We start from the raw sequence: 19892 nt of genomic DNA, 5'->3' as shown, positions 1-19892 counted from the left end.
ACCGGAGAGCATTCCCAGCACCGATTCAGCTATCGATATTAATCGAATGTACGTTCGATCCGCCCCCAGTAGAACCTTCCGATCGGTCTGCGTCAAGCCACATGAACCCAGACGTCACATCCGCCCCACTGCCGCCGTTCTGTCACCGCATCGTCCGGCCGCTACGAACTCGGTCACCCGCCCGGCCGGACAGCAGCGGCGAGCCGTCCGTCCGGCTGTGACCGCCGCCAACGCGGATCCGAAGCAGGCCGGTCGTCCTGGTTTTCGGCTATCCTCGCGCCGTGACCGAACGCGCCCGCCCCATCGTCGGCCCCGACTATCTCGTCGCCGGCCGTTACCGCCTGCAGTCCAAACTCGGAGGCGGCGGTATGGGTGCGGTATGGCTCGCCACCGACCGGTTGCTCAACCGCGACGTCGCCATCAAACAGGTGCTCACCACCGCCGGACTCAGCGAGGCCGAGGCGACCGAGGTCCGCAACCGGATCATCCACGAGGGCCGGGTGGCCGCCAAGCTGTCGCACGAGCACGCCATCGCCGTCTACGACGTGGTCCTCGAGGCCGGTGAGCCGTGGCTGGTGATGGAGTACCTGCCCTCCCGCAGCGTCGCCAAGGCCCTGGCCCTGGCCGATACGCTCAGCCCGATCGAGGTGGCGCAGATCGGCGCACAGGTCGCCGACGCGCTCGCCGCCGCCCATGCCGCCGGCATCGTGCATCGCGACATCAAACCGGGCAATATCCTCGTCGCGGACCGGGGCGCCGAAGTGGGGATGGCCAAACTCAGCGACTTCGGTATCTCCAGTGCCGGGGAGGCCTTCGACGAGCCGGAGGACGTGATCACCGGCACGCCGTCCTATCTGCCGCCGGAGGTGGCGCGCGGCGCCCGGCCCGGGCCCGCCAGCGACGTATTCTCGCTCGGCGCAACGCTGTACACCGCGGTCGAGGGTCATCCGCCGTACGGCTTCGACGACGACAACGACGTGATCGTCACCCGCGCGGCGATGGCGCAGATCATTCCGCCCACCCGCAGCGGGCCGCTCACCGAGGTACTGCTGCACATGATGGAACCGGCGCCGCAGCGCCGCCCCACCATGGCCGAGGCGCGCGAGGAAATCCTCACCGCCGTATTCGGTCCCGGCACCGGGCCTTACATTCTCGGCGCGCCCATCCGCACCGAGGACGGCACCATTCCCGCCTGGGCGGCCCGCAACTCCGCGGCCGGATTGCGCAGTCCACATTCCGCGCCGCTGCCCCGCCCGCCGCGGGCCGCGATCGGCAGTTCCGCTGTGCAGCAACCTAAACTGGGCAAGTCGAAGCTGACCGATATCGACTTCACCAAATTCGGGCCCAACGCCGCGCCGCTGGCGATCGCGGTCGGACTGCTGATCGGATTGCTCATCCTGATCGTCGTCCTCGTCGCCGCGATGTAGCGGTTCTCAGTCGATGCGGCGGCGATGTGCCCAGCGGGTCAACGCATTCCGATTGGACTGCTGGGTCTTGCGCAGCACGTTCGACGCATGCGTTTCCACGGTCTTCACCGAGATGAACAGGGTTTCGGCGATTTCGCGGTAGGTGTAGCCGCGGGCCAGCAGGCGCAGCACCTCGAGTTCGCGCGGGGTCAGCGAATCCAGTTCGGGATCCAGCGGTGGTTCCGGGGCCGGGGAACGACCGGTGAACGAATCCAGGACGAAGCCCGCCAGCCGCGGACTGAACACCGCATCGCCCCCGGCGACCCGCCGAATCCCTTCCGCCAGTTCGGAACCCGAGATGGTCTTGGTGACGTAACCCCGCGCGCCCGCCCGGATCACCGCGATCACGTCCTCCGCGGCGTCGGAAACGCTGAGCGCCAGGCAGACCGGCCCGCCGCCGCCCTGCGGCCCGGAACCGTTCAACCGGTCGTCGATCCCCTGCAGCACCGCGACCCCACCGCCGTCGGGCATATGCACATCCAGCAGGACCACGTCGGGACGGGAGGATTCGATCCCGGCCACGGCCTCGGCGACGGTTCCCGCCTCCCCGACCACATCCATATCGGCTTCACGGCTCAATTCCGCCCGCACCCCGGACCGGAACACGGCGTGATCGTCGACCAGAAAAACCCGGATCGTCACAGTTCTCCTCACCTCGAGCCGGCTGTCGGGCACGGCAGCGCCACCTCATCGGTACCACATCGGCTGCCACCCTGCCCGGATCCGGTCGTCATACGCTCTCGGATGCGACTCGGCCACGAGAACGACGGCACCGACTTCGGAATCCACCGCACGCGATACCCACGCGGTGGCTGTCGCTGCTCGGTGGGCGTCGCCGTTCCGTGCGCGATACCGTCGAAAGGTGACGCGCACCCAATGGACAATCCACGGCGAGACCGTAGTCGACGAGAACCGCCACATCCGGCTGTCCACCGTCGACATCGAACTGCCCGACGGCGTGAAGTTCACCCAGTACGTGGCCCGATTGCCGAAATGCGCGATGACGTTGGTACTCAACGAGAACCGGGAAGTTCTGCTGATGTACCGGCACCGGTTCATCATCGACCAGTGGGTGTGGGAGCTGCCCGGCGGGTACATCGACGGAGCCGAGGATGTGGCGGCGGCAGCCGCCCGTGAGGTCGAGGAAGAAACCGGATGGCGGCCGAAGACGATGGAGCACCTGGTCACCTATCAGCCCGCGATCGGCACTCTCGACCAACCGCAACTGGTGTATTTGGCACGCGGCGCCGAATTGACCGACACCGTCCCCGACGTGAACGAAGCGGAGGACTTGCGGTGGTTCCCGCTCGAGGAAGCGGTGAAGATGATCGACCGCGGTGAAATCGTCGGCGCCGCGACCGTGGTGGGCGTGTATCGGGCACTCACCTTGGTTGACTAGTGAGTTCCTTCACGACCTGGCGGAAATCCGCAATGTCGGCAAGGCCGGTGTGTGGGGAGAGCCGATGCCGCAGGTCCCGCAGGTACGAGTAGCTGCGCTGGGAGGACAATCCGACAGCGATCGAGACAGCTTCCCGACCTACGCGAACTGCCTCCAACGGGTCTTCCGCCACACGAGCAGACGCGAGAAGGGAAAGGTTGAAAGCTTTTCCTCGCTGGTAGCTATCCGACATGTTCAGCGATTGCTCGGCGAAGTGTGCGGTGCGCGCATCATCTCCGAGTTCACGGAAGCAATGCGCCACTTTCGCCGACATATATGCGCCATCGAAGTAGGACAGCCAGGCTGGGCGGTCGGCGTCAGTCTTCTCGAATGACCGCTCCGCGGCGTTGAGCGAGGCGGCACAGGCACTGTCGTCACGTCGCGCCGCGTGTCCGTGTGCTTCAGCCAGGTGGCATTCAGCCGCCAGCGCAGCCAGCCCGGCACTACGCGCCGTCATTTGGGCGGCACGCGCGAGATCGACCGCGTCACCTGGCCTACCGACGTAAGTCGCCTGATGGCTCATCGCTGCGAGGATCTCAGCACCCAGGCCGGCATCATTGGCCCCGCGCGCCAGTCGGAGTGCTTGGATCAGATAGCGCTGCGCAAGCCCATGCTCTTCCTGGTCATAGGCGGCCCACCCCGCGAGTTTTGTCAGCTCCGCCGCAGCAGCGTAGAGAGGCCGGCCTATAGGTTCGGCGTAGTTGCCGCGCAGCAAAGGAGCGACCGAGGTGTGCAGGTAGTGCACGACTGTCGGGCGGACTCGCCCGCCCCCGACTCGGTTGTCGAGGTCCCGGAAAGCGGCAGTCATCGCGCGTACAGCGTCGACATCACCACGACCGACCCGCCGCCGTCCGGCCGACACCGGATGCTCGGGGACCGGCATGGTCAACCATCGCATCGATGCGGCGGGGTATACGTGCACGGCGTACGACGTATCCTGTAGGAACGATCGCTGCTCTATATCTGTGCGCCACAAGGTGGTAACGGATCCGAGCGCTTCGGAGAGACTGAGAGAGAACTCCAACCCGAGATCGCCGGGTTCGCTGTCGCTGGACATTCCGCATTCCGCAGAGGTGATGCGACGGCCGAGGAGTTCGGTGAACACGTGGGCGATGAGCTGCGGCACCGGTGGGTTCGGTTGTTCTCCCGAGAGCCAGCGGCCGACAGAGGTGTGGTCATAGGCTAGGTCGAGGCCGATCGCCCTTCCAGCGTCATTGACCCGTTTGGCAAGTCCCTTCCGGCTGATCGCCTTTTCCGACAGCAGTTCTTCGAGCGCGCTGTTCGGCTGTTTGGGCTTACGTCCCATGTCGGGAGTGTTGCACGGCCCCCGCGCCGACACCAGCAGTCATTGGAAACGCACACCCCCTCTGCACACCCCCGCCCGGCCTGCAAATATGCGCCCACAGCGCGCGTTTTTTCCTATGCTGCAAGCCTTTTCGAGTGTTGGCGACGTGAGTTCTCCTTGCTCCATGGGCGCGGTGCAGGGTGTTCCCCGGCGCCATCGATCCGATGGCCATGCGCATCGACCGCGCCGACAAACGAAAACGGAGGCAACGATGCGACGAGATGCTTTGCGCATCTATGTAACCAAAGAGGGGCACAATTTCGCCGATTGGCAACTGGTGAATCGGTGCCGCTCAATTATCCGAGCCCGGGTCCGGGACGATCCGAGCGACGCCGTCGGATCACGCCCCGCCGCCGGGTGCCGCAGTCCCCGGCGGCGGGTGCGACCCAATCACCCGCACTCGACATCGAGGAGCCGACAGTGATCGCGCTCGCCCTTCTTTGCCTCGCACTCGCGCCCGCCGTGTACGCGGTGATTGTGCTGTGGCCGCAGCGGATTCCGAAGGACCGCACCGTCACCGCGATCCGGCGCCGGGTCGAATCCGAAGTTCGTACCCGCCACTCACGAGGAGACGTTTATGGAGGATGAGAACCCGCCTCGCGCAATGGGGTACGTGTGCCTCGATCTGGTCGATACCCTGACGGGCCTGAACCGCCAGGCCGGCCGGGTCGCCACCCGGCTCGGATACGACTACATCGGGCTCACCAGATCCTCCAGTCTCGTGGTCCCCGAGGCGCTGCTCGATCACGTCCGAACCCACGCGATCGAGTTGTTGATCGTGCCGAATATGCGGCATCTGCGCGGCCGGATCCCACCGGAGCTGGCGGAAATGACCGATATTCACGACATGGCGACCGGCGAAACCTATGAGCGCGGCGGCGGTTACGCGCCCGAGCAGGGGCGCGTGAATCCATTGCAGCCCAGTCCTGGAGCCGCGCCCGGCGCCCCCTAGGATCAACACCGCCATGCTGCGAGACGGGCCCCAGGCCGACACCACACCCCGAACTCGACTGCGTGGTCGGCATTCGCACACATAACCGAGGAGTCCGACCATGGCGGTGGTCGAAGACGTCAGCTCGCTGGGGGCCGAGTTGGAACGCTCCTACCCGGTCTATGTTCGTGGCCGGTTGAAATTCCGTGTCGAGCAGATCGTCTACGTGGCGTTCTCGCTCGACGAGACGGTGATGGGCTTCGCGTTCCCCAAGGAGGAACGAGCAGCGCTTGTCGCGAGCGAGCCGCACAAGTTCCGGATGCCATCGACATCGAACCTGCGCTTCAATTGGATCGAGTCCAACCTCGCAGCCCTGGACCCGACCGAGGCACGGGAACTCGTCGTCGAGGCGTGGCGCATGGTCGTCCCCAAGAAGGTTTCGGCGGGCTACGATCTCGCCCACCCCCACGGGACGGTCTGAGCCCGGACTCCACGAGTGCGACCTCGCCCCATTGATTTCGCCCACCACTGCGACCGATGCCGAGCCCGGTCTCAGCGGGGCGCGGAACGCCGACGCGACGCCTCGGCGTGCGGTTGGTCCGCAGGGTCACTCATCTCGGTATCCGGCGGGTCGAGGGTCTCTGCGTCGGCGGCACCGGCTGGGTCGGCAGGGCTTTCAGCGGCGGTACCCGAGAACTCCTCTTGCACTTCGGAGTCCTTGCGCGGCAGTATGATTCGCACCTCGGTGCCGCGGCCGGGCGCGGTCTGCACTTCGACCGTTCCGCCGCGGCGTTCGATGCGGGCGTGGATGGATTTCGCCAGCCCCTGCCGGTCGGCGGGCACCGCGGCGGGATCGAAACCGGAGCCGCGGTCGCGCACGAAGATGCTCACCTGATGCGGCTCCACCTCGGCGAAGACGTCGATCGTGGGGACCCCGGCGTGTTTGGCCGCGTTGACCAGCGCCTCGCGGGTCGCACCGAGCAGCGCGGTGAAATGTTCGCGCGGCAGACCGAACCCGGTATCGCCGGGGTCCATCGAGACATCGCCCACGGTCACCGGAGTGACCTGCACCCCGTGCTGATCCTCCACCTCACCGGCGATGGTGCGCAGCGCGGCGGCCAGGCTGGACTGGGCCGGCATCGAATCCTCGAACAACCACTTCCGCAGTTCCCGCTCCTGACTGCGGGCCAGCCGGGCGACCTCCTGCGGATCGTCGGCCTGCCGCTGGATCAGCGCCAGCGTCTGCAGCACCGAATCGTGCAGGTGCGAGGCGATCTCCTCGCGTTCCTCGTTGCGGATGCGGGCCGCGCGCTCGGCGTTGAGGGCACGCATCATGCGCAACCACAGCGGCACGGTCAGCAGACCCACCCCGATCAGCGTGACCGCGACCGCGATCAAGGCCGAACCCAGGGAACTCAGATCGATCCGGGCCAGGACCACCACACCCAGGCCGACCACGATCAAGGTCGCCCCGGCGAGGATGCGCGCCCAGGTGAGAACGCTCGGCCGCGCGGGCAGGCCGAGAATGGAACGCGGCCCGTCGGAATCGAATTCGCGCCACACCAGCGCCGCGCCCACGGCGACCACGATGATCGGCGCCACCACGCGCGCGGCGGTCCCGTTGAACAGCCATGCCATCGACACCGACAGCGCCAGCCCGAGCAGGACCAGCCCGACCGCCTGCCGCCGCTCCGAGGCGGTCGGCGGCGGCCCGTCGGCGCCGGAGGGGGTGAAGATCCAGAGCAGCCCGTAGGCCACGATGCCCGCACCCATCAGTGCCGACAGCAGAACGAACGCCATCCGCACCTTGAAGACGTCCACCCCGAGGTGGTCGGCCACCCCGCCCGCGACACCACCGACCACCCGGCCACCGGACCGGCGCAGCAACCGCGGGAGCGCCAGGGCCGGGTCGAGACCGCGGCCGTCCGGGCCCAGACCGTCGAAACCGGCGCGCGGGTCGAGACCCACCCGGCCGTCGAACCCCGAACGCGCGTCGAATGCGGGCATGGAGGGGTACATGTCTCGATACTGGCACGCCGTACCGACAGCGGACCATCGGGAAATACCCGGATTCCCGATCTCGGGGTGCGGAGCCGGCGCCGGGCCGCCGAACATCCGGACGGGCGGCGATCGAGGTTTCCGCATCGAGCGTCCACCGCATCGGCGGCGCCGCACCGATCCGACAGCGCTCCGACCTGCCGATCCGATATTCAGGTTCGTTTTCAGGGTGAACCCCGATGTCATCCGATGCTGCCCACGGCCACCATTGAGCTATGACCACAGCGAGCGGCGGGGCCGGCGGCACGAGCCGGACCGGATTCAGCGAACAGCTCCACCACCTGTGGCGGACGCGTCCGATGCGGCTGCCGGGCCAGAGTCCGGTCGCCGGGGTGGCGTCCGGATTCGGCCGTCGCTACGGCGTCGACCCGGTCCTGATCCGGGTCGCGTTCGTGGTGTCGACGATCTTCGGTGGTGCGGGCATCGTGTTGTATCTGGCGGCCTGGTTGCTGCTGCCTCCGGCGGGTGATCCGGTATCCCCGGCCGAGGGGCTGCTCAACCGGGGCCGCAGTTCTCAATCGTCCACCAAGACCATCGTCCTGATCGTCGCCCTGGCCATCGCGGTGACCACCATGGGGCCCGTGGGCGTGGGCCTCGGCGGGTCCGGGGTGATCAGTTTCGCGTTGCTGATCGCCGGCTGGTGGCTGCTGTACATGCGCCAGCCCGAGCCGCCGACCGACGGTTCGTATCCGTTCACAGCGGAGAGCGGTATCGCGGCCACCGGATATCCGGGAGCGAGTTTCCCCGGCGGATCGCCGTGGGGCGCAGGCCAACCGTGGTCCGGCAGTCCGTACGGGCCGTTCACCAAACTTCCCGACCACTACGAGCCGGATCCGAACCGCCCTGCGGCACAGAGTTTTCCATATGCCACGGCTCCCGAATCGAACGACCGTGGAACGGGTGCGACGACGACCGTGCCGGCAGCGGCCGAAGTGGTTCCGGACACACCACCGGCGGACTCGGAAATCGCTGCGCAGAAAGGTGATACGGCCGAAATCCCGCGCAACCCGGGCGACGACACTCCGGCGTCCGGCGACGCGTCGACGGACGTGGTTGCCGCCGAGCCCGGTATCACGAAGACCGAGCCGATCTCGGCCAGCACCGACGCGAACGTACGGTCCGCGGACGAGGATCGCCCGGCCGGTGACCCACCAGCGGACGAGCGTCCCACCGTGGCAATGACCAGGCCGCTCACCATCGACGCGGAATCGGCGGCCCCCGACGCCGCGGCCGGCTCCTCGTCCGAGGACGAGTCCGGTCCGGACGACACCTCCGGTCCCGGCGGATCCGCCCGCCCGGCACCGACACCGCCGCCGAGTCCGCGACCCAGCGGTATCCGCCCGATCCCGGACCCCACGCACTTCGGCCCCACACCCGCCGGCAGGGATCCGCTCGGCGTGGCGCCGATGGCCTGGGATCTGCCCGCCCCGGCCCCGCAACGCCCGGTCGCGGTCGCCCCCGCACCGCGCCCACGGTCCCGGCTGACCCCGGTGGTGATCGGGTTGACCGTCCTCGCCGCCGCGGCCGCCGGTGCGGTGGCCGCCGCGGGCGCGGACTGGATGGCCCCCGCCCGGATCGCCGCGGTGGCCTTGGCGGTGGTCGGCTTGGGGCTGATCGTCGGCGCCTTCGCCCGGCGCGGATACGGCCTGCTGGTGGTGCTGGCACCGCTGGCCGGATTCGTGATCCTGGCGTCGCTGGTCGGTCCGGTCGAATTCGATCGCGGCGCGATGGGTGATCACGTCTGGACCCCGGCCTCGGCCACCGAACTGGCGTCCGAATACAAGATCACCATGGGTTCGGGCACGCTCGACCTGCGCCAACTGCCCCTCACCGAGAATCGCACCGTCCACGTGAACGTGCAGATGGGTGATTTCCGGGTGCTGGTGCCCGACTCGATGCGACTGCACGCCACCTGCAACGCCAGCATGGGCGAGGTGACCTGCCCACAGGGCCCCACCGGGCCGGCCGACGGGCCGATCCTCACTCTCGACGTCGATGTCCACGCCGGAAACGCGGAGGTGAAACGTGGCTGACAACGAAACGGCCGACACTCGGACCGACAGTCGGCGGGGACCGTCGTTCTCACTGCTGCTCGCCGGCATCCTGGCCGTGCTGGTCAGTGTCTGGGCCTTCATCGGCCCGACGTCCTGGCCGTTCCACAGTGCCGTACCGGTGGGCTGGATCGTGGTGGGCGTCGCGGTGGTCGTCGGCCTCGGGCTGGTGATTTCACCGCGACGGCGGAAATAGCGAATCGCGAGGAGAACAGTCCGCACAGCGACGAGGGGCCTTCCGGCCGATGCCGGAAGGCCCCTCGCATGCCGTCACCCGAGACGACCGCTCATTCCCATTCGATAGTGCCCGGCGGCTTGCTCGTCACATCCAGCACGACGCGGTTGACCTCGGCCACCTCGTTGGTGATGCGGGTCGAGATGCGCTCCAGCACCTCGTACGGCAACCGCGTCCAGTCCGCGGTCATCGCATCCTCACTCGACACCGGCCGCAACACGATCGGATGGCCGTAGGTCCGGCCGTCGCCCTGCACCCCGACACTGCGCACATCGGCCAGCAACACCACCGGGCACTGCCAGATCTGCGCGTCCAAGCCGGCCGCGGTCAACTCCTCGCGCGCGATGGCGTCGGCCTGCCGCAGCGTTTCCAGCCGGTCCGGAGTCACCTCACCGATGATCCGGATCGCCAGGCCCGGGCCCGGGAACGGCTGGCGCGCAACGATTTCCTCGGGCAGCCCGACCTCACGACCGACCGCACGCACCTCGTCCTTGAACAGCAGGCGCAGCGGTTCGACCAGTTCGAACTCCAGGTCCTCGGGCAGGCCGCCGACATTGTGATGGCTCTTGATGTTCGCGGTGCCGGCGCCGCCGCCGGACTCCACCACATCCGGATACAAGGTGCCCTGCACCAGATATTCGACCGCGGGCCCCTGTCCATCGGTGTCGGCGCTCTCGGCGCCGGTCGACTTCACGACCTCGGCAACCGCGTCCTCGAACGAGCGGATGAACTCTCGTCCGATGATCTTGCGCTTCTCCTCCGGATCGGTGACGCCCTTCAGCTCACCGAGGAATTTGTCCACCGCATCGACGGTCACCAGCTTCGCCCCGGTCGCCGCCACGAAATCGCGCTGAACCTGCTCCCGCTCCCCGGCCCGCAGCAGGCCGTGATCGACGAAAACACAGGTCAGCCGGTCACCGATGGCCCGCTGCACCAGGGCCGCGGCCACCGCGGAATCGACACCACCGGACAGACCGCAGATCGCATGCCCGTCCCCGATCTGCTCGCGCACCTGCTCGACCAGCGCATCGGCGATGTTCGCCGGAGTCCAGGCGGCCGGAATGCCGGCCAGCTCGTGCAGGAAACGGCTCAACACCTGCTGACCGTGCGGCGAATGCAGCACCTCCGGGTGGTACTGCACCCCGGCCAGCCGCCGCGCCCGATTCTCGAACGCCGCCACCGGCGCGCCCGCCGTCGTCCCGGTCACCTCGAAGCCCTCCGGGGCATCGGTGACCGCGTCGCCGTGGCTCATCCACACCGGTTGCACGGTGGGCAGGCCGCCGTGCAGCACACCGCCGTCGATATTCAGCTCGGTGCGGCCGTATTCACGCGTCCCGGTGTGCGCGACGGTACCGCCGAGAGCCTGCGCCATCGCCTGGAAGCCGTAGCAGATGCCGAAGACCGGGATATCGAGATCGAACAGCCGCGGATCGAGCTGCGGCGCACCCTCGGCGTACACGCTGGCCGGACCGCCGGACAGGATCACCGCGAGCGGCTGTCGCTCGGCGATCTCCTCCACGGTCGCGGTATGCGGTACCACCTCGGAGTAGACACTGGATTCGCGCACGCGCCGCGCGATCAACTGCGCGTACTGCGCCCCGAAGTCGACGACGAGAACTGGTCGCTGGGTTTCTGCCACTCACACAGTTTAGTGAGCGCATTCGCGCACCTCGTGGGCGGGCGAGCTCGCGGTCGCGCACGGTGATCGATACCACTGAGACGCCCTCGAGCAGCGCCGACGAGTGAGCCGATCCGGAACCGCCGAGCATCGCGGGGAGGACGGCTATGTCAGCTACCACAGCTATCGCAGACTCGATCCGACGGCGGCCCCCGTTCGGCGCTCCCACTGTCACTCGAAATACCACCCGTGGCGGGAGGTCCGGCACGACCCGTTCAGCCGGCGACCGCACCACGTGCCGCACAGGCGAAACCACCGTGCCAGGCCTGCCGGTTTACACCGCCTCCGTCGGCGGTGAGCGAAAACGACTATCCTGCAATATGTTCCGATTCTGCCGATAGTCACCGGCGTCCGGATTGTGCGAGCGTTCGTACGACATCCGGAACGCACGGGTCTCTCGCTTCGCCAGGAGCGAAGGCGGAGCAGCGGATCGCGGCGACCGCTATCCTCGTGCTCGTGCCATTCGCCCGCGCGATCGATGCCGAGATCCATTACGAGGACACCGGCGGCCGTGGTCCGGTGGTGTTGCTCGGGCACGAATTCTTCATGGACAGAACCATGTTCGCCTCGCAGGCGGCCGCACTCGCGCCGGAATTTCGCGTCGTCACCTGGGATGCCCGCGGGCACGGCCGCACCCGCGACGAAGGTCTGCCCTTCACCTACTGGACCGCCGCGCGCGACGCGCTCACCGTGCTGGATCAACTCGGCGTCGAACGGGCCGTGGTGGGCGGCACCTCCCAGGGCGGATTCAGCGCCATGCGGACCGCCCTGCTCGCCCCCGAACGGGTGGCCGCCCTGATCCTGATCTCCACCGAGGCACATCCGCCGACGCCGCAAGAGCTCGCGACCTCACGGCATTTCCTGGACCGCTGGTGGGAACCCAAGATCCGGCACGCGCTGGCGGAACATCTGGCGCGCTGGCTGATCGGCGACGACGCCTGGTATCGAGCGGTATGGACCGAACGCTGGCTGGCGCGTGATCCACAGGAACTGGAGGTCGCCGCCGGCTGTCTGCTGACCCGCGACTCGATCCTGGACCGCCTGTGCGAAATCACCTGTCCCGCACTGGTGATCCATCCATCCCGGGCGGGCATTCCCCGGGCGCATGCGTTGGAAATGGCTCGGCGCCTGGTGAACTCGCGCTTCTTCGAGGTGGAGGGTGCCCGTCAGGCGGTCAATATGACACACCCCGCGCAGGTCAACGCGGTGATCCGCGAGTTCCTGCGCGGGGAGGTGCTGACCCGGATCAACTGATCCGGATCAGGCGCGCACGCTGAGGCCGACCTTCTGGAATTCCTTCAGATCGCAGTATCCGGCCTTGGCCATCGAACGGCGCAGGCCGCCAACGAGATTCACCGAACCCCACGGATCGCTGGACGGACCGTAGAGCACCTTCTCCAGCGGCGGCTGCTCGTCCGGCTCCGCGAACTGCAACAACGCACCACGCGGTACCGAGGGGTGAGCGGCCGCGGAGGGCCAGTACCAGCCGCGCCCGGGCGCCTGCTGGGCCAGTGCCAGCGGCACCCCCAGCATCGCGGCATCGGCGCCGCACGCGATAGCCTTGGCCAGCTGGCCGGAGGAGACGATGTCGCCGTCGGCGATCACGTGGACGTAGCGGCCGCCGGTCTCGTCCAGATAATCGCGGCGCGCGGCGGCGGCGTCGGCGATGGCGGTCGCCATCGGCACTCCGATGCCGAGCACCTCGCCCGTGGTGGTGGCGCCGGCCATCGACCCGTAGCCGACGATGACGCCGGCGGCGCCGGTACGCATCAGATGCAGCGCGGTGCGGTGATCGCTCACCCCGCCCGCGACGACCGGTACATCGAGTTCGGCGATGAACGTCTTGAGATTCAGCGGTTCCACCGACGACCCGGCATCCTCGGCGCTCACGCCATTGGTGCCGACGTGCTCGGCGGAGATGATGGTGCCGTGCACCACCAGCAGGTCGATCCCGGCCTGCACCAGGCTCGGCGTCAGCGCTCGCGCATTCTGCGGGCTGACCCGCACCGCGACGGTCACACCGGCGGCCCGCACCTGAGCAACCGCCGCGGCCAGCAGATCGGGCTGCATCGGGGCGGCATGCAGCTGCTGCAGCAGTTCGACCGCCGCCTCCGGGCCCTTGTGCTCGGCCACCTCGACCAGCTGCTCGATCCGGGCGCTCACATCCGCGTGCCGCGCCCACAGCCCCTCGCCGTTGATGACGCCCAGACCGCCCAGACGGCCCAGCTCGATGGCGAACTCCGGCGACACCAGCGCATCGGTCGGATGTGCGACCACGGGGATGTCGAAGCGGTAGGCGTCCAGCTGCCAGGCCAGCGACACCTGCTTCGACGACCGGGTACGACGCGACGGGACGATATCGACGTCGTCCAGTTCATAGGTACGCCGGGCGGTCCGACCCATCCCGATCTCGACCATGTCCCGCACTGATGTCTCTCCTTAGTAGTTCTGCCACGACACTGTGTTCGGCCACGACACTGTTCGGCCCGCGGCGGCTTCTGCCACGCGTGGACGCTGCCGCGTCCGGCCGCACGTGACCGCGGCGATCGGACGCCGACCCGGCGTCCATCCTCCCAGCTCCCGGCGTACGCCATACGCCCGGGGCCGGTCGCGCCGGACTGTCGGCACACGTCCGCCCGACCTTGGACCGGGGACACAGGTCCGTCTCGACCCTCGGATTTCCCAGTCGCGCGGTGGGCGACGGTCGGCCGGGAACCGACCGTCGCGAGCGAACCGGCCGCACTCGATTCCCGCGGCCTCCGGTGGGAGTCCGAGACGTCGTGCGGCGCAGCCGGTTCCGGCCGCTACTTGCCCCGGCCGGTGTAGTTCGGGGCCTCGACGGTCATGGTGATGTCGTGCGGGTGGCTCTCTTTGAGGCCCGCCGCGGTGATCTGCACGAACTGAGCCTGCTGCAGATCGGCGATCGACTGCGAGCCCGTGTAGCCCATGGCCGCGCGCAGACCACCCACCAGCTGATGGATGACCTGGTTGACCGGGCCGCGGAACGCGACCCGGCCCTCGATGCCCTCGGGCACCAGCTTGTCCTCGGCGAGCACGTCGTCCTGGAAGTAGCGGTCCTTGGAGTAGGACTTGGCCTGGCCGCGGCCCTGCATGGCGCCCAGGGAGCCCATGCCGCGGTAGCTCTTGAACTGCTTGCCGTTGACCAGGATCAGATCGCCGGGCGATTCCGCGGTACCGGCCAGCAGCGAGCCGAGCATGACGGTCGACGCGCCCGCCGCGATGGCCTTGGCGATATCGCCGGAGAACTGGATGCCGCCGTCGGCGATCACCGGCACATCGGCGGCCCGGCACGCGGCCACCGCCTCGAGGATCGCGGTGATCTGCGGCGCACCGACCCCGGCCACCACGCGGGTGGTACAGATCGAACCCGGGCCCACGCCCACCTTCACCGCGTCGGCGCCGGCCTCGACCAGGGCGGCCGCACCCGCGCGGGTGGCGACATTGCCGCCGACGACCTGGATCCGGTCGCCGACCTCGTTCTTGACCTTCGCCACCATCTGCAGCACCTGGGCCTGGTGGCCGTGCGCGGTGTCGACGACCAGAACGTCGACCCCGGCGTCGGCCAGGCTCATCGCGCGCGACCAGGAGTCCTCACCGACACCCACCGCGGCGCCCACCAGCAGCCGGCCGTCCCGGTCCTTGGTCGCGTTCGGGTACTGATCGGTCTTGACGAAGTCCTTGACGGTGATCAGTCCGCGCAACCGGCCGTTACCGTCGACGATCGGCAGCTTCTCGATCTTGTGCCGGCGCAGCAGGCCCAGCGCGGCCTCGGCGGTGACGCCTTCCTGCGCGGTGATCAGCGGCGCCTTCGTCATCACGTCGGCGACGCGGCGGTTCTGATCGACCTCGAACCGCATATCCCGGTTGGTGATGATGCCGACCAGCGCACCGGTCTCGTCCACCACGGGCAGGCCGGAGATCCGGAACCGGGCGCACATCGCGTCGACCTCGGCCAGGGTGTCGGTGGGGCGACAGGTCACCGGATCGGTGACCATACCGGCCTCGGACCGCTTCACCGTCTCCACCTGCGCGGCCTGGTCGGCGGCGGACAGATTGCGGTGCAGTACGCCCATACCGCCGGCGCGAGCCATCGCGATCGCCATCCGCGCCTCGGTGACGGTGTCCATCGCGGAACTCACCAGCGGCGTGCGCAGCGTGATCTCACGAGTCAGCCGGCTCGAGGTCTCGACCGAACTGGGGATCAGATCGGAGGCGGCCGGCAGCAGCAGCACGTCGTCGAACGTGAGCCCGAGCATGGCGATCTTGTTCGGATCGTCACCCCCCGTATGCGGGCGGACGGCTTGTTCGCCCATCACGGGACTACTCATCTGATCGACCCCTCCTGGACCTCGAAAGCACCGAAACGGCACATCGGCCCGGAATCCCGGAACCTCGGTACCGAATCGAGAACAACTGATGGGATGGTGGAGCCGAAGTGTGCTACCCGGCGCCTGTGTATCCATGGTATCGGCCGCCTGCCGGGCCGACCGCGTCGCCTCCGACACAGCCGCGGTCCGCGGGAACGGGGGCGTCCGGACGAACGGCCGGAACCCTCGAAACGCCGCAACAAGCGTGTCAAAATACCTTCAGCGCTGGCGCGGAGGGGGTGGTTCTGCGTACCGTGGGATTGTGCGTGACCATCTACCACCTGGCCTGCCGCCGGACCCGTTCGCCGGAGACCCCTCCGACCCGTCGGCCGCGCTCGATGCCATTGAGCCTGGGGAGCCGCTGGACCCCCATGAGCGCCTAGCGGTCGAAGAGGATCTCGCCGATCTCGCGGTCTACGAGGCGCTGCTGTCCCATCGGGGCATCCGCGGTCTCGTGGTGAGCTGCGAGGATTGCCGGCAGGACCACTACCACGATTGGGACATGCTGCGCGCCAACCTGCTGCAACTGCTGGTCGACGGCACGGTCCGCCCGCACGAACCGGCCTATGATCCGACGCCGGAGGCCTACGTCACGTGGGACTACTGCCGCGGATATGCGGACGCCTCGATGAACGAGGCGTTGCACGGCGACGGATTCGACGGATTCGACGCCTGAGGACCGCCGGCCCCGGCCGTGCCAGCTAGCACGTCGGCACGCGGCTGACGCGTGTGAATTTTTCCCCGAACGAACTCTCCTGGTGACGTTTCCCGGTGAGTTTTGCTGCGGGCGGCGCCTATCCGCCGCTGCGCGCGAGAAGTCCCCGCATTCCGGCGAAAGCGCTCCGAAGACGACGAAGCCGACCGCCGAAATCGGCGATCGGTTCCCGCATCGGATATTTCGTCTACTTGATTCCGCCCGGCAACGTTCCCGCACCGGCCGGCGGCACGACCACGGTCGGCACCGTCGGCACCGACGGATGGACCGGGGCGACGGTCGGCTGAGTCGGCGGAACCACCGGCCCCCCGCCGATGGTGGTCGGCGGGGAGGCGGTGGGCTGATTCGTCGGCAGCTGCTGGGTGGGCGGTTGCTCGTTGGTGGGCGGCTGCTGCTGCGTCGGTGGTTCGTAGGTCGGCGGCTCGACGGTGACCGGCGGTTGCTGCTGCGTCGGCGGCTTCGTCCCACCGGGTTCGGTACCGGGAGTCCCCGGTCCGGAGCCGTTGGCGCCGGTATTCGGTGCCGTCTGGCTACGCATGATCTCCGGCCCCGGTGTGGTCGGCTTGGTCCCGGTGCTCTCCTGCTGCCCCGGATTCGCCGAACGTCCCGGTGTCGTCGGCGCCACCACCGGCGGGGTGGTCGGCGTCCCGCTCGGCTTCGGTTCGAGCGACTCGAGTGCGGCGGCCACATCCGGTGCGGCGGTCCGCAGCTGATCGAGCAGATGCTGCCAGCGCGTCTGCAGATCCTGCTTGCGAGCATGGTCGTCGACCTGGGTGGTATTGGTCGACGCGCTCTCCAGCAGTGCCTTGGCCTGTTCCGGATGCCCCTGGTCGATCAGCGTCTGCGCCTTGGCCAAGTCGTCGTCGGCGCGCTGGGCGATCGTGGTCTGCGCCTGCTGGCTGAACACGACCTCCTTCACCCGCCACAACGGATCGCCCGGCTGCGCCCCGTAGGAAAATGCCGTGGTGCCGCCCGCGATCACCGCGACCGCGGCCGCGGCGCCCATCAGCGGACGTACCAATCGCAACCTGCCGCGCCGGTGCGCGTTGACTCTCGCCTCCCGGGCGCCGATCTCCTGATTGACCGCCGCTACGACGGTGTCGAGATCGGGTCCGGCCGGCATCGGAGCCTCGACGATATCGGCTCGCCAATTCGCGAGCAGGCTCGCGAGCTGGTACTCCTCGGCACTGTCGGTCGCGACGGGACCGTCGCCGGCGATGGCGTCGATCAGCGCGTCGTCGCGGCGTACCGCGGCGATATCGACGGGTCCGGTATCACCGGACTCTCCGGATGCCTCGGCATAGGGACCGCTGTTCGGCGATCCAAGCCGCGCCTTCCAGTCGCCCCGACCGCGCTCGCCATCCCTAGCCATACATTTCACCTGCCCTCGCCACTTGTGACTTCAGTTTCGCGAGCGCTCAGTGCTGAGCGACTCGTATAGCTCCCGCCGTACTGCCCACGGCGACAGCAGTTTCTTCTGCTGACAAACCCATGACCAAGCGGAGGATCAGGATCTCTCGATGCTTTTCCGGAAGCGTGGCCAGCAGACTGTTCATCTGCCGACTCGTTTCCGACTCGAGAGCGCGCTGTTCCGGCCCCTGGTCGGTGGATATGACATCTGGTACTTCGGCCATCGCGTCCGCCTTGTTACGGGCGGCGTTGCGATGGGCATCGGCAACCTTGTGCGAAGCGATTCCGTACACGAAAGCCATGAACGGCCGCCCCTGGTCCTGATAACGCGGCAGGGCGGTCATCACGGCCAAGCAGACCTCCTGCGCCACGTCGTCCGCGGAGAGCTGCCCACGCTCCGCAGAGCCGATCCGCGCACGGCAATAGCGCACTACCAGCGGGCGGATGATTTCCAGTACCTGGGCTAAAGCCGAACGGTCGCCTTGAGCTGCAGCAGCTACGGCGGCGTCCAACTCCTCGCCCGAGTGCGTCATCGTCAGAGATATTCCTGGCGTTACAAGTGGCACGGCCGGATTCGACCGGTGCTTCCACCGGTCGGTGGAACGAAACCAACAATAGCGGCTCGGCAATGTGAGTCGGACAACATGGGGGATCACTGCTCACCCGAACTCGGTCGACCCCCGCAACCACCCACCACGACCAGCCAGGATGCGTGCGCACTCGGCCGCCTCGACCGCGGCCCGCTGCGCCGCCGCGGCCGCCTCGACGCCCGTCCGCAACATCGCCGCGGCCCACCGCAGCGGAAGCAAACCATGGGTGCGGCACTGCGTATCGACCAGTTCGGCCAGCGCGCGCGAGCGATCGATATCGCCCGCGGCGGCAGCCGCGGCGGCCCCGAGCAAGCGCGACTTCACCTGATGCCGAACCGATCCCATCGCCTCGGCCGCCGCCAGCGCCGCTTCGGCGTGGACCGACGCCGGAGCGGTGACCAGCTGCGCATCCGGTGCGGCCAGTGCGGTTTCGGCGCTGACCCAATGCCAGCGCACCAGCGCCCGCGCGGTGCCGGACGAGCCGTCCAACTCGGCGTGGCAGCGCGACAGCAACCGCGCGGAGACGGCCGGCCGGCCGGTCCCCAGCGCATCGGCGGCCAGACCGGTGAGTGCGTCACAGATCGCCGCTGTTCGCAGCGGATGTGCGCGATGCCCCCTCGGCAGGGCCGCGACCTGCGCCAATGCCCGGCCGTCCAGGTCCGCGGCGCGGGCATGCCAGCCCAGTTGCCGCAGCAGGGACGCCTCGGTCGAGACCAATAGCGAGCCGAGGACCGGATCGCGGTTGCGGCGCGCGGTCCGCAGCAGCTCCGCCCGTGCGGCCGCGTACCACCCTTGACCACCGAGAACCACCGCGCGCAACCAGGATTCGACGGGGTCCGCGCCGGCCGGCAGCTCGGTGAGCTCGATTCCCGGGCGGCGGCCGAAGGCGGCATCGATCAGCACGGCGCGATCGGAGTCCAGCAACCGATCGGCCCGTAGCGACGAATCCAACACCAGCGCACCTTATCCGGACGGGGCTCACGCACTAATAGCACGCGGGCTATTTCTCAGCGAAAAAAGATGCCGGGATGTTTCCATCGCGTAAAACTGCAGCGAGCTAACCCACAGCGCGCAGAACCGAAATTCGTATGATTTTCGGATTATTAACCTGGGCGCCCAGGCTCGGCCATCCGGCCTTCTTCGGGCGAACCGCGCAAGTGTGGCACATCACATATCACACCTCCCAGCGTTGGCAAGGTGGACATGTCATTTCTTCCGCTAAATACCTGCCGAACTGGGGAAACACCGAGAACGGCGGACACGTGGCAATACCGGCGAAACTCGGCCAACCGGACAGTATCGCTTTCCAGGCGTGAGAAGTAAACAGCGCTCAGGTTAAATCTCGGATCTGCCGGAATTGCGATCAGCGCAGGGGCAACTATTGACGTGATTTCACCGCGCGACCTAACGTACGTCATCGCCGTCGTCGGCGCCGCGCGAAATTGCGGCGACCGCGTACTGCGATCGCCGGAGATCGGCGATACGGTCCGAGCCCGATCTCGGCGAGGTCACTGTCGCCCCCGCCCAGGGTCCGGACAGACCGCTGCTGACAAGCACCGCTCGACAACGCCGACGAGCTCGCACCAT

18 protein-coding genes are annotated in these 19892 nt (G+C 68.0%); 9 read left to right on the top strand and 9 right to left on the bottom strand.

Annotation, left to right across the window (positions count from 1 at the left end; translation table 11 throughout):
• The first annotated feature begins 281 nt into the window (after positions 1–281).
• Positions 282–1427, top strand: coding sequence for a serine/threonine-protein kinase (locus tag ON37_RS04695; RefSeq protein ID WP_040717062.1), 1146 nt, complete (start codon positions 282–284; stop codon positions 1425–1427).
• Positions 1428–1433: 6 nt separating this feature from the next.
• Here ON37_RS04695 and ON37_RS04690 read toward each other — a convergent pair whose 3' ends face one another.
• A complete protein-coding gene (locus tag ON37_RS04690) occupies positions 1434–2102 on the bottom strand; it encodes a response regulator (protein WP_040717116.1) in 669 nt (222 codons plus the stop codon).
• A gap of 226 nt (positions 2103–2328) precedes the next feature.
• Here ON37_RS04690 and ON37_RS04685 point away from each other — a divergent pair, with 226 nt between their 5' ends.
• Positions 2329–2865 (top strand): NUDIX domain-containing protein, encoded by a 537-nt coding sequence (locus ON37_RS04685; protein ID WP_040717059.1) that lies wholly within the window; start codon positions 2329–2331, stop codon positions 2863–2865.
• Here the strand turns inward: ON37_RS04685 and ON37_RS04680 are convergent.
• On the bottom strand, positions 2849–4210 hold the full coding sequence (locus tag ON37_RS04680; RefSeq protein ID WP_040717057.1) for an NsdA family TPR-like regulatory protein: 1362 nt from the start codon (positions 4208–4210) through the stop codon (positions 2849–2851). The two genes, ON37_RS04685 and ON37_RS04680, sit on opposite strands and share 17 nt — an antisense overlap.
• Positions 4211–4669: 459 nt before the next feature.
• Between ON37_RS04680 and ON37_RS04675 the strand changes: the two genes are divergently transcribed.
• From ON37_RS04675 to ON37_RS04665, 3 genes are all read left to right on the top strand, one after another.
• Entirely contained in the window at positions 4670–4837 is a 168-nt protein-coding gene (locus ON37_RS04675) for a hypothetical protein (protein WP_157171351.1), read from the top strand.
• Positions 4827–5201 (top strand): hypothetical protein, encoded by a 375-nt coding sequence (locus tag ON37_RS04670; RefSeq protein ID WP_040717051.1) that lies wholly within the window; start codon positions 4827–4829, stop codon positions 5199–5201. The genes ON37_RS04675 and ON37_RS04670 overlap by 11 nt, the downstream gene beginning before the upstream one ends.
• A 100-nt stretch (positions 5202–5301) precedes the next feature.
• Entirely contained in the window at positions 5302–5661 is a 360-nt protein-coding gene (locus ON37_RS04665; RefSeq protein ID WP_040717047.1) for an MmcQ/YjbR family DNA-binding protein, read from the top strand.
• Between the two features lie 71 nt (positions 5662–5732).
• Here the strand turns inward: ON37_RS04665 and ON37_RS04660 are convergent, their stop codons facing one another.
• The gene (locus ON37_RS04660; protein ID WP_174362067.1) at positions 5733–7199 is read right to left on the bottom strand and encodes an ATP-binding protein; all 1467 of its coding nucleotides are present in this window, start codon (positions 7197–7199) and stop codon (positions 5733–5735) included.
• Positions 7200–7453: 254 nt separating this feature from the next.
• Between ON37_RS04660 and ON37_RS04655 the strand changes: the two genes are divergently transcribed.
• A complete protein-coding gene (locus ON37_RS04655; protein ID WP_040717043.1) occupies positions 7454–9271 on the top strand; it encodes a PspC domain-containing protein in 1818 nt (605 codons plus the stop codon).
• On the top strand, positions 9264–9485 hold the full coding sequence (locus ON37_RS04650; protein WP_040717041.1) for a hypothetical protein: 222 nt from the start codon (positions 9264–9266) through the stop codon (positions 9483–9485). The genes ON37_RS04655 and ON37_RS04650 overlap by 8 nt, the downstream gene beginning before the upstream one ends.
• A 91-nt stretch (positions 9486–9576) precedes the next feature.
• Here ON37_RS04650 and guaA read toward each other — a convergent pair whose 3' ends face one another.
• On the bottom strand, positions 9577–11163 hold the full coding sequence (gene guaA / locus ON37_RS04645; RefSeq protein WP_040717038.1) for a glutamine-hydrolyzing GMP synthase: 1587 nt from the start codon (positions 11161–11163) through the stop codon (positions 9577–9579).
• A gap of 495 nt (positions 11164–11658) precedes the next feature.
• Here guaA and ON37_RS04640 point away from each other — a divergent pair, with 495 nt between their 5' ends.
• Complete coding sequence (locus ON37_RS04640) at positions 11659–12456, top strand: alpha/beta fold hydrolase (RefSeq protein ID WP_040717113.1); 798 nt, start codon at positions 11659–11661, stop codon at positions 12454–12456.
• 6 nt (positions 12457–12462) lie between these two features.
• On the opposite strand, the gene ON37_RS04635 is transcribed toward ON37_RS04640, so the two are convergent.
• Complete coding sequence (locus ON37_RS04635) at positions 12463–13629, bottom strand: GuaB3 family IMP dehydrogenase-related protein (RefSeq protein ID WP_040717035.1); 1167 nt, start codon at positions 13627–13629, stop codon at positions 12463–12465.
• A 377-nt stretch (positions 13630–14006) separates the two neighbouring features.
• Complete coding sequence (guaB, locus tag ON37_RS04630) at positions 14007–15551, bottom strand: IMP dehydrogenase (protein ID WP_085997224.1); 1545 nt, start codon at positions 15549–15551, stop codon at positions 14007–14009.
• A 301-nt stretch (positions 15552–15852) separates the two neighbouring features.
• Here guaB and ON37_RS04625 point away from each other — a divergent pair, with 301 nt between their 5' ends.
• Positions 15853–16266 carry a DUF5319 domain-containing protein gene (locus ON37_RS04625; protein WP_025347353.1) on the top strand — a complete coding sequence of 138 codons (414 nt, stop codon included), beginning with the start codon at positions 15853–15855 and terminating at the stop codon, positions 16264–16266.
• A gap of 226 nt (positions 16267–16492) precedes the next feature.
• On the opposite strand, the gene ON37_RS04620 is transcribed toward ON37_RS04625, so the two are convergent.
• The 3 genes from ON37_RS04620 to ON37_RS04610 all read right to left on the bottom strand — a co-directional run bounded on the left by ON37_RS04620 (position 16493) and on the right by ON37_RS04610 (position 19259).
• Positions 16493–17677 carry an anti-sigma-D factor RsdA gene (locus tag ON37_RS04620; RefSeq protein WP_040717030.1) on the bottom strand — a complete coding sequence of 395 codons (1185 nt, stop codon included), beginning with the start codon at positions 17675–17677 and terminating at the stop codon, positions 16493–16495.
• 46 nt (positions 17678–17723) lie between these two features.
• Positions 17724–18248 (bottom strand): sigma-70 family RNA polymerase sigma factor, encoded by a 525-nt coding sequence (locus ON37_RS04615; RefSeq protein ID WP_051031205.1) that lies wholly within the window; start codon positions 18246–18248, stop codon positions 17724–17726.
• A gap of 126 nt (positions 18249–18374) precedes the next feature.
• Positions 18375–19259 carry a hypothetical protein gene (locus ON37_RS04610; RefSeq protein ID WP_245553039.1) on the bottom strand — a complete coding sequence of 295 codons (885 nt, stop codon included), beginning with the start codon at positions 19257–19259 and terminating at the stop codon, positions 18375–18377.
• Positions 19260–19892 lie beyond the last annotated feature (633 nt).

This window comes from Nocardia veterana NBRC 100344 (assembly GCF_000308855.1).
Lineage (GTDB): Bacteria > Actinomycetota > Actinomycetes > Mycobacteriales > Mycobacteriaceae > Nocardia > Nocardia veterana.
Note: the sequence above shows the minus strand (reverse complement) of the source record. Positions and strands in the feature narration are given on the sequence as shown.

Bases quoted from the DNA above. Each gene is read 5' to 3' on its own strand.
- ON37_RS04680 (WP_040717057.1), bottom strand. From the start codon at position 4,210: ATGGGACGTAAGCCCAAACAGCCGAACAGCGCGCTCGAAGAACTGCTG.
- ON37_RS04670 (WP_040717051.1), top strand. From the start codon at position 4,827: ATGGAGGATGAGAACCCGCCTCGCGCAATGGGGTACGTGTGCCTCGAT.
- ON37_RS04665 (WP_040717047.1), top strand. From the start codon at position 5,302: ATGGCGGTGGTCGAAGACGTCAGCTCGCTGGGGGCCGAGTTGGAACGC.
- ON37_RS04660 (WP_174362067.1), bottom strand. From the start codon at position 7,199: ATGTACCCCTCCATGCCCGCATTCGACGCGCGTTCGGGGTTCGACGGC.
- ON37_RS04655 (WP_040717043.1), top strand. From the start codon at position 7,454: ATGACCACAGCGAGCGGCGGGGCCGGCGGCACGAGCCGGACCGGATTC.
- guaB (WP_085997224.1), bottom strand. From the start codon at position 15,551: ATGAGTAGTCCCGTGATGGGCGAACAAGCCGTCCGCCCGCATACGGGG.
- ON37_RS04620 (WP_040717030.1), bottom strand. From the start codon at position 17,677: ATGGCTAGGGATGGCGAGCGCGGTCGGGGCGACTGGAAGGCGCGGCTT.
- ON37_RS04615 (WP_051031205.1), bottom strand. From the start codon at position 18,248: ATGACGCACTCGGGCGAGGAGTTGGACGCCGCCGTAGCTGCTGCAGCT.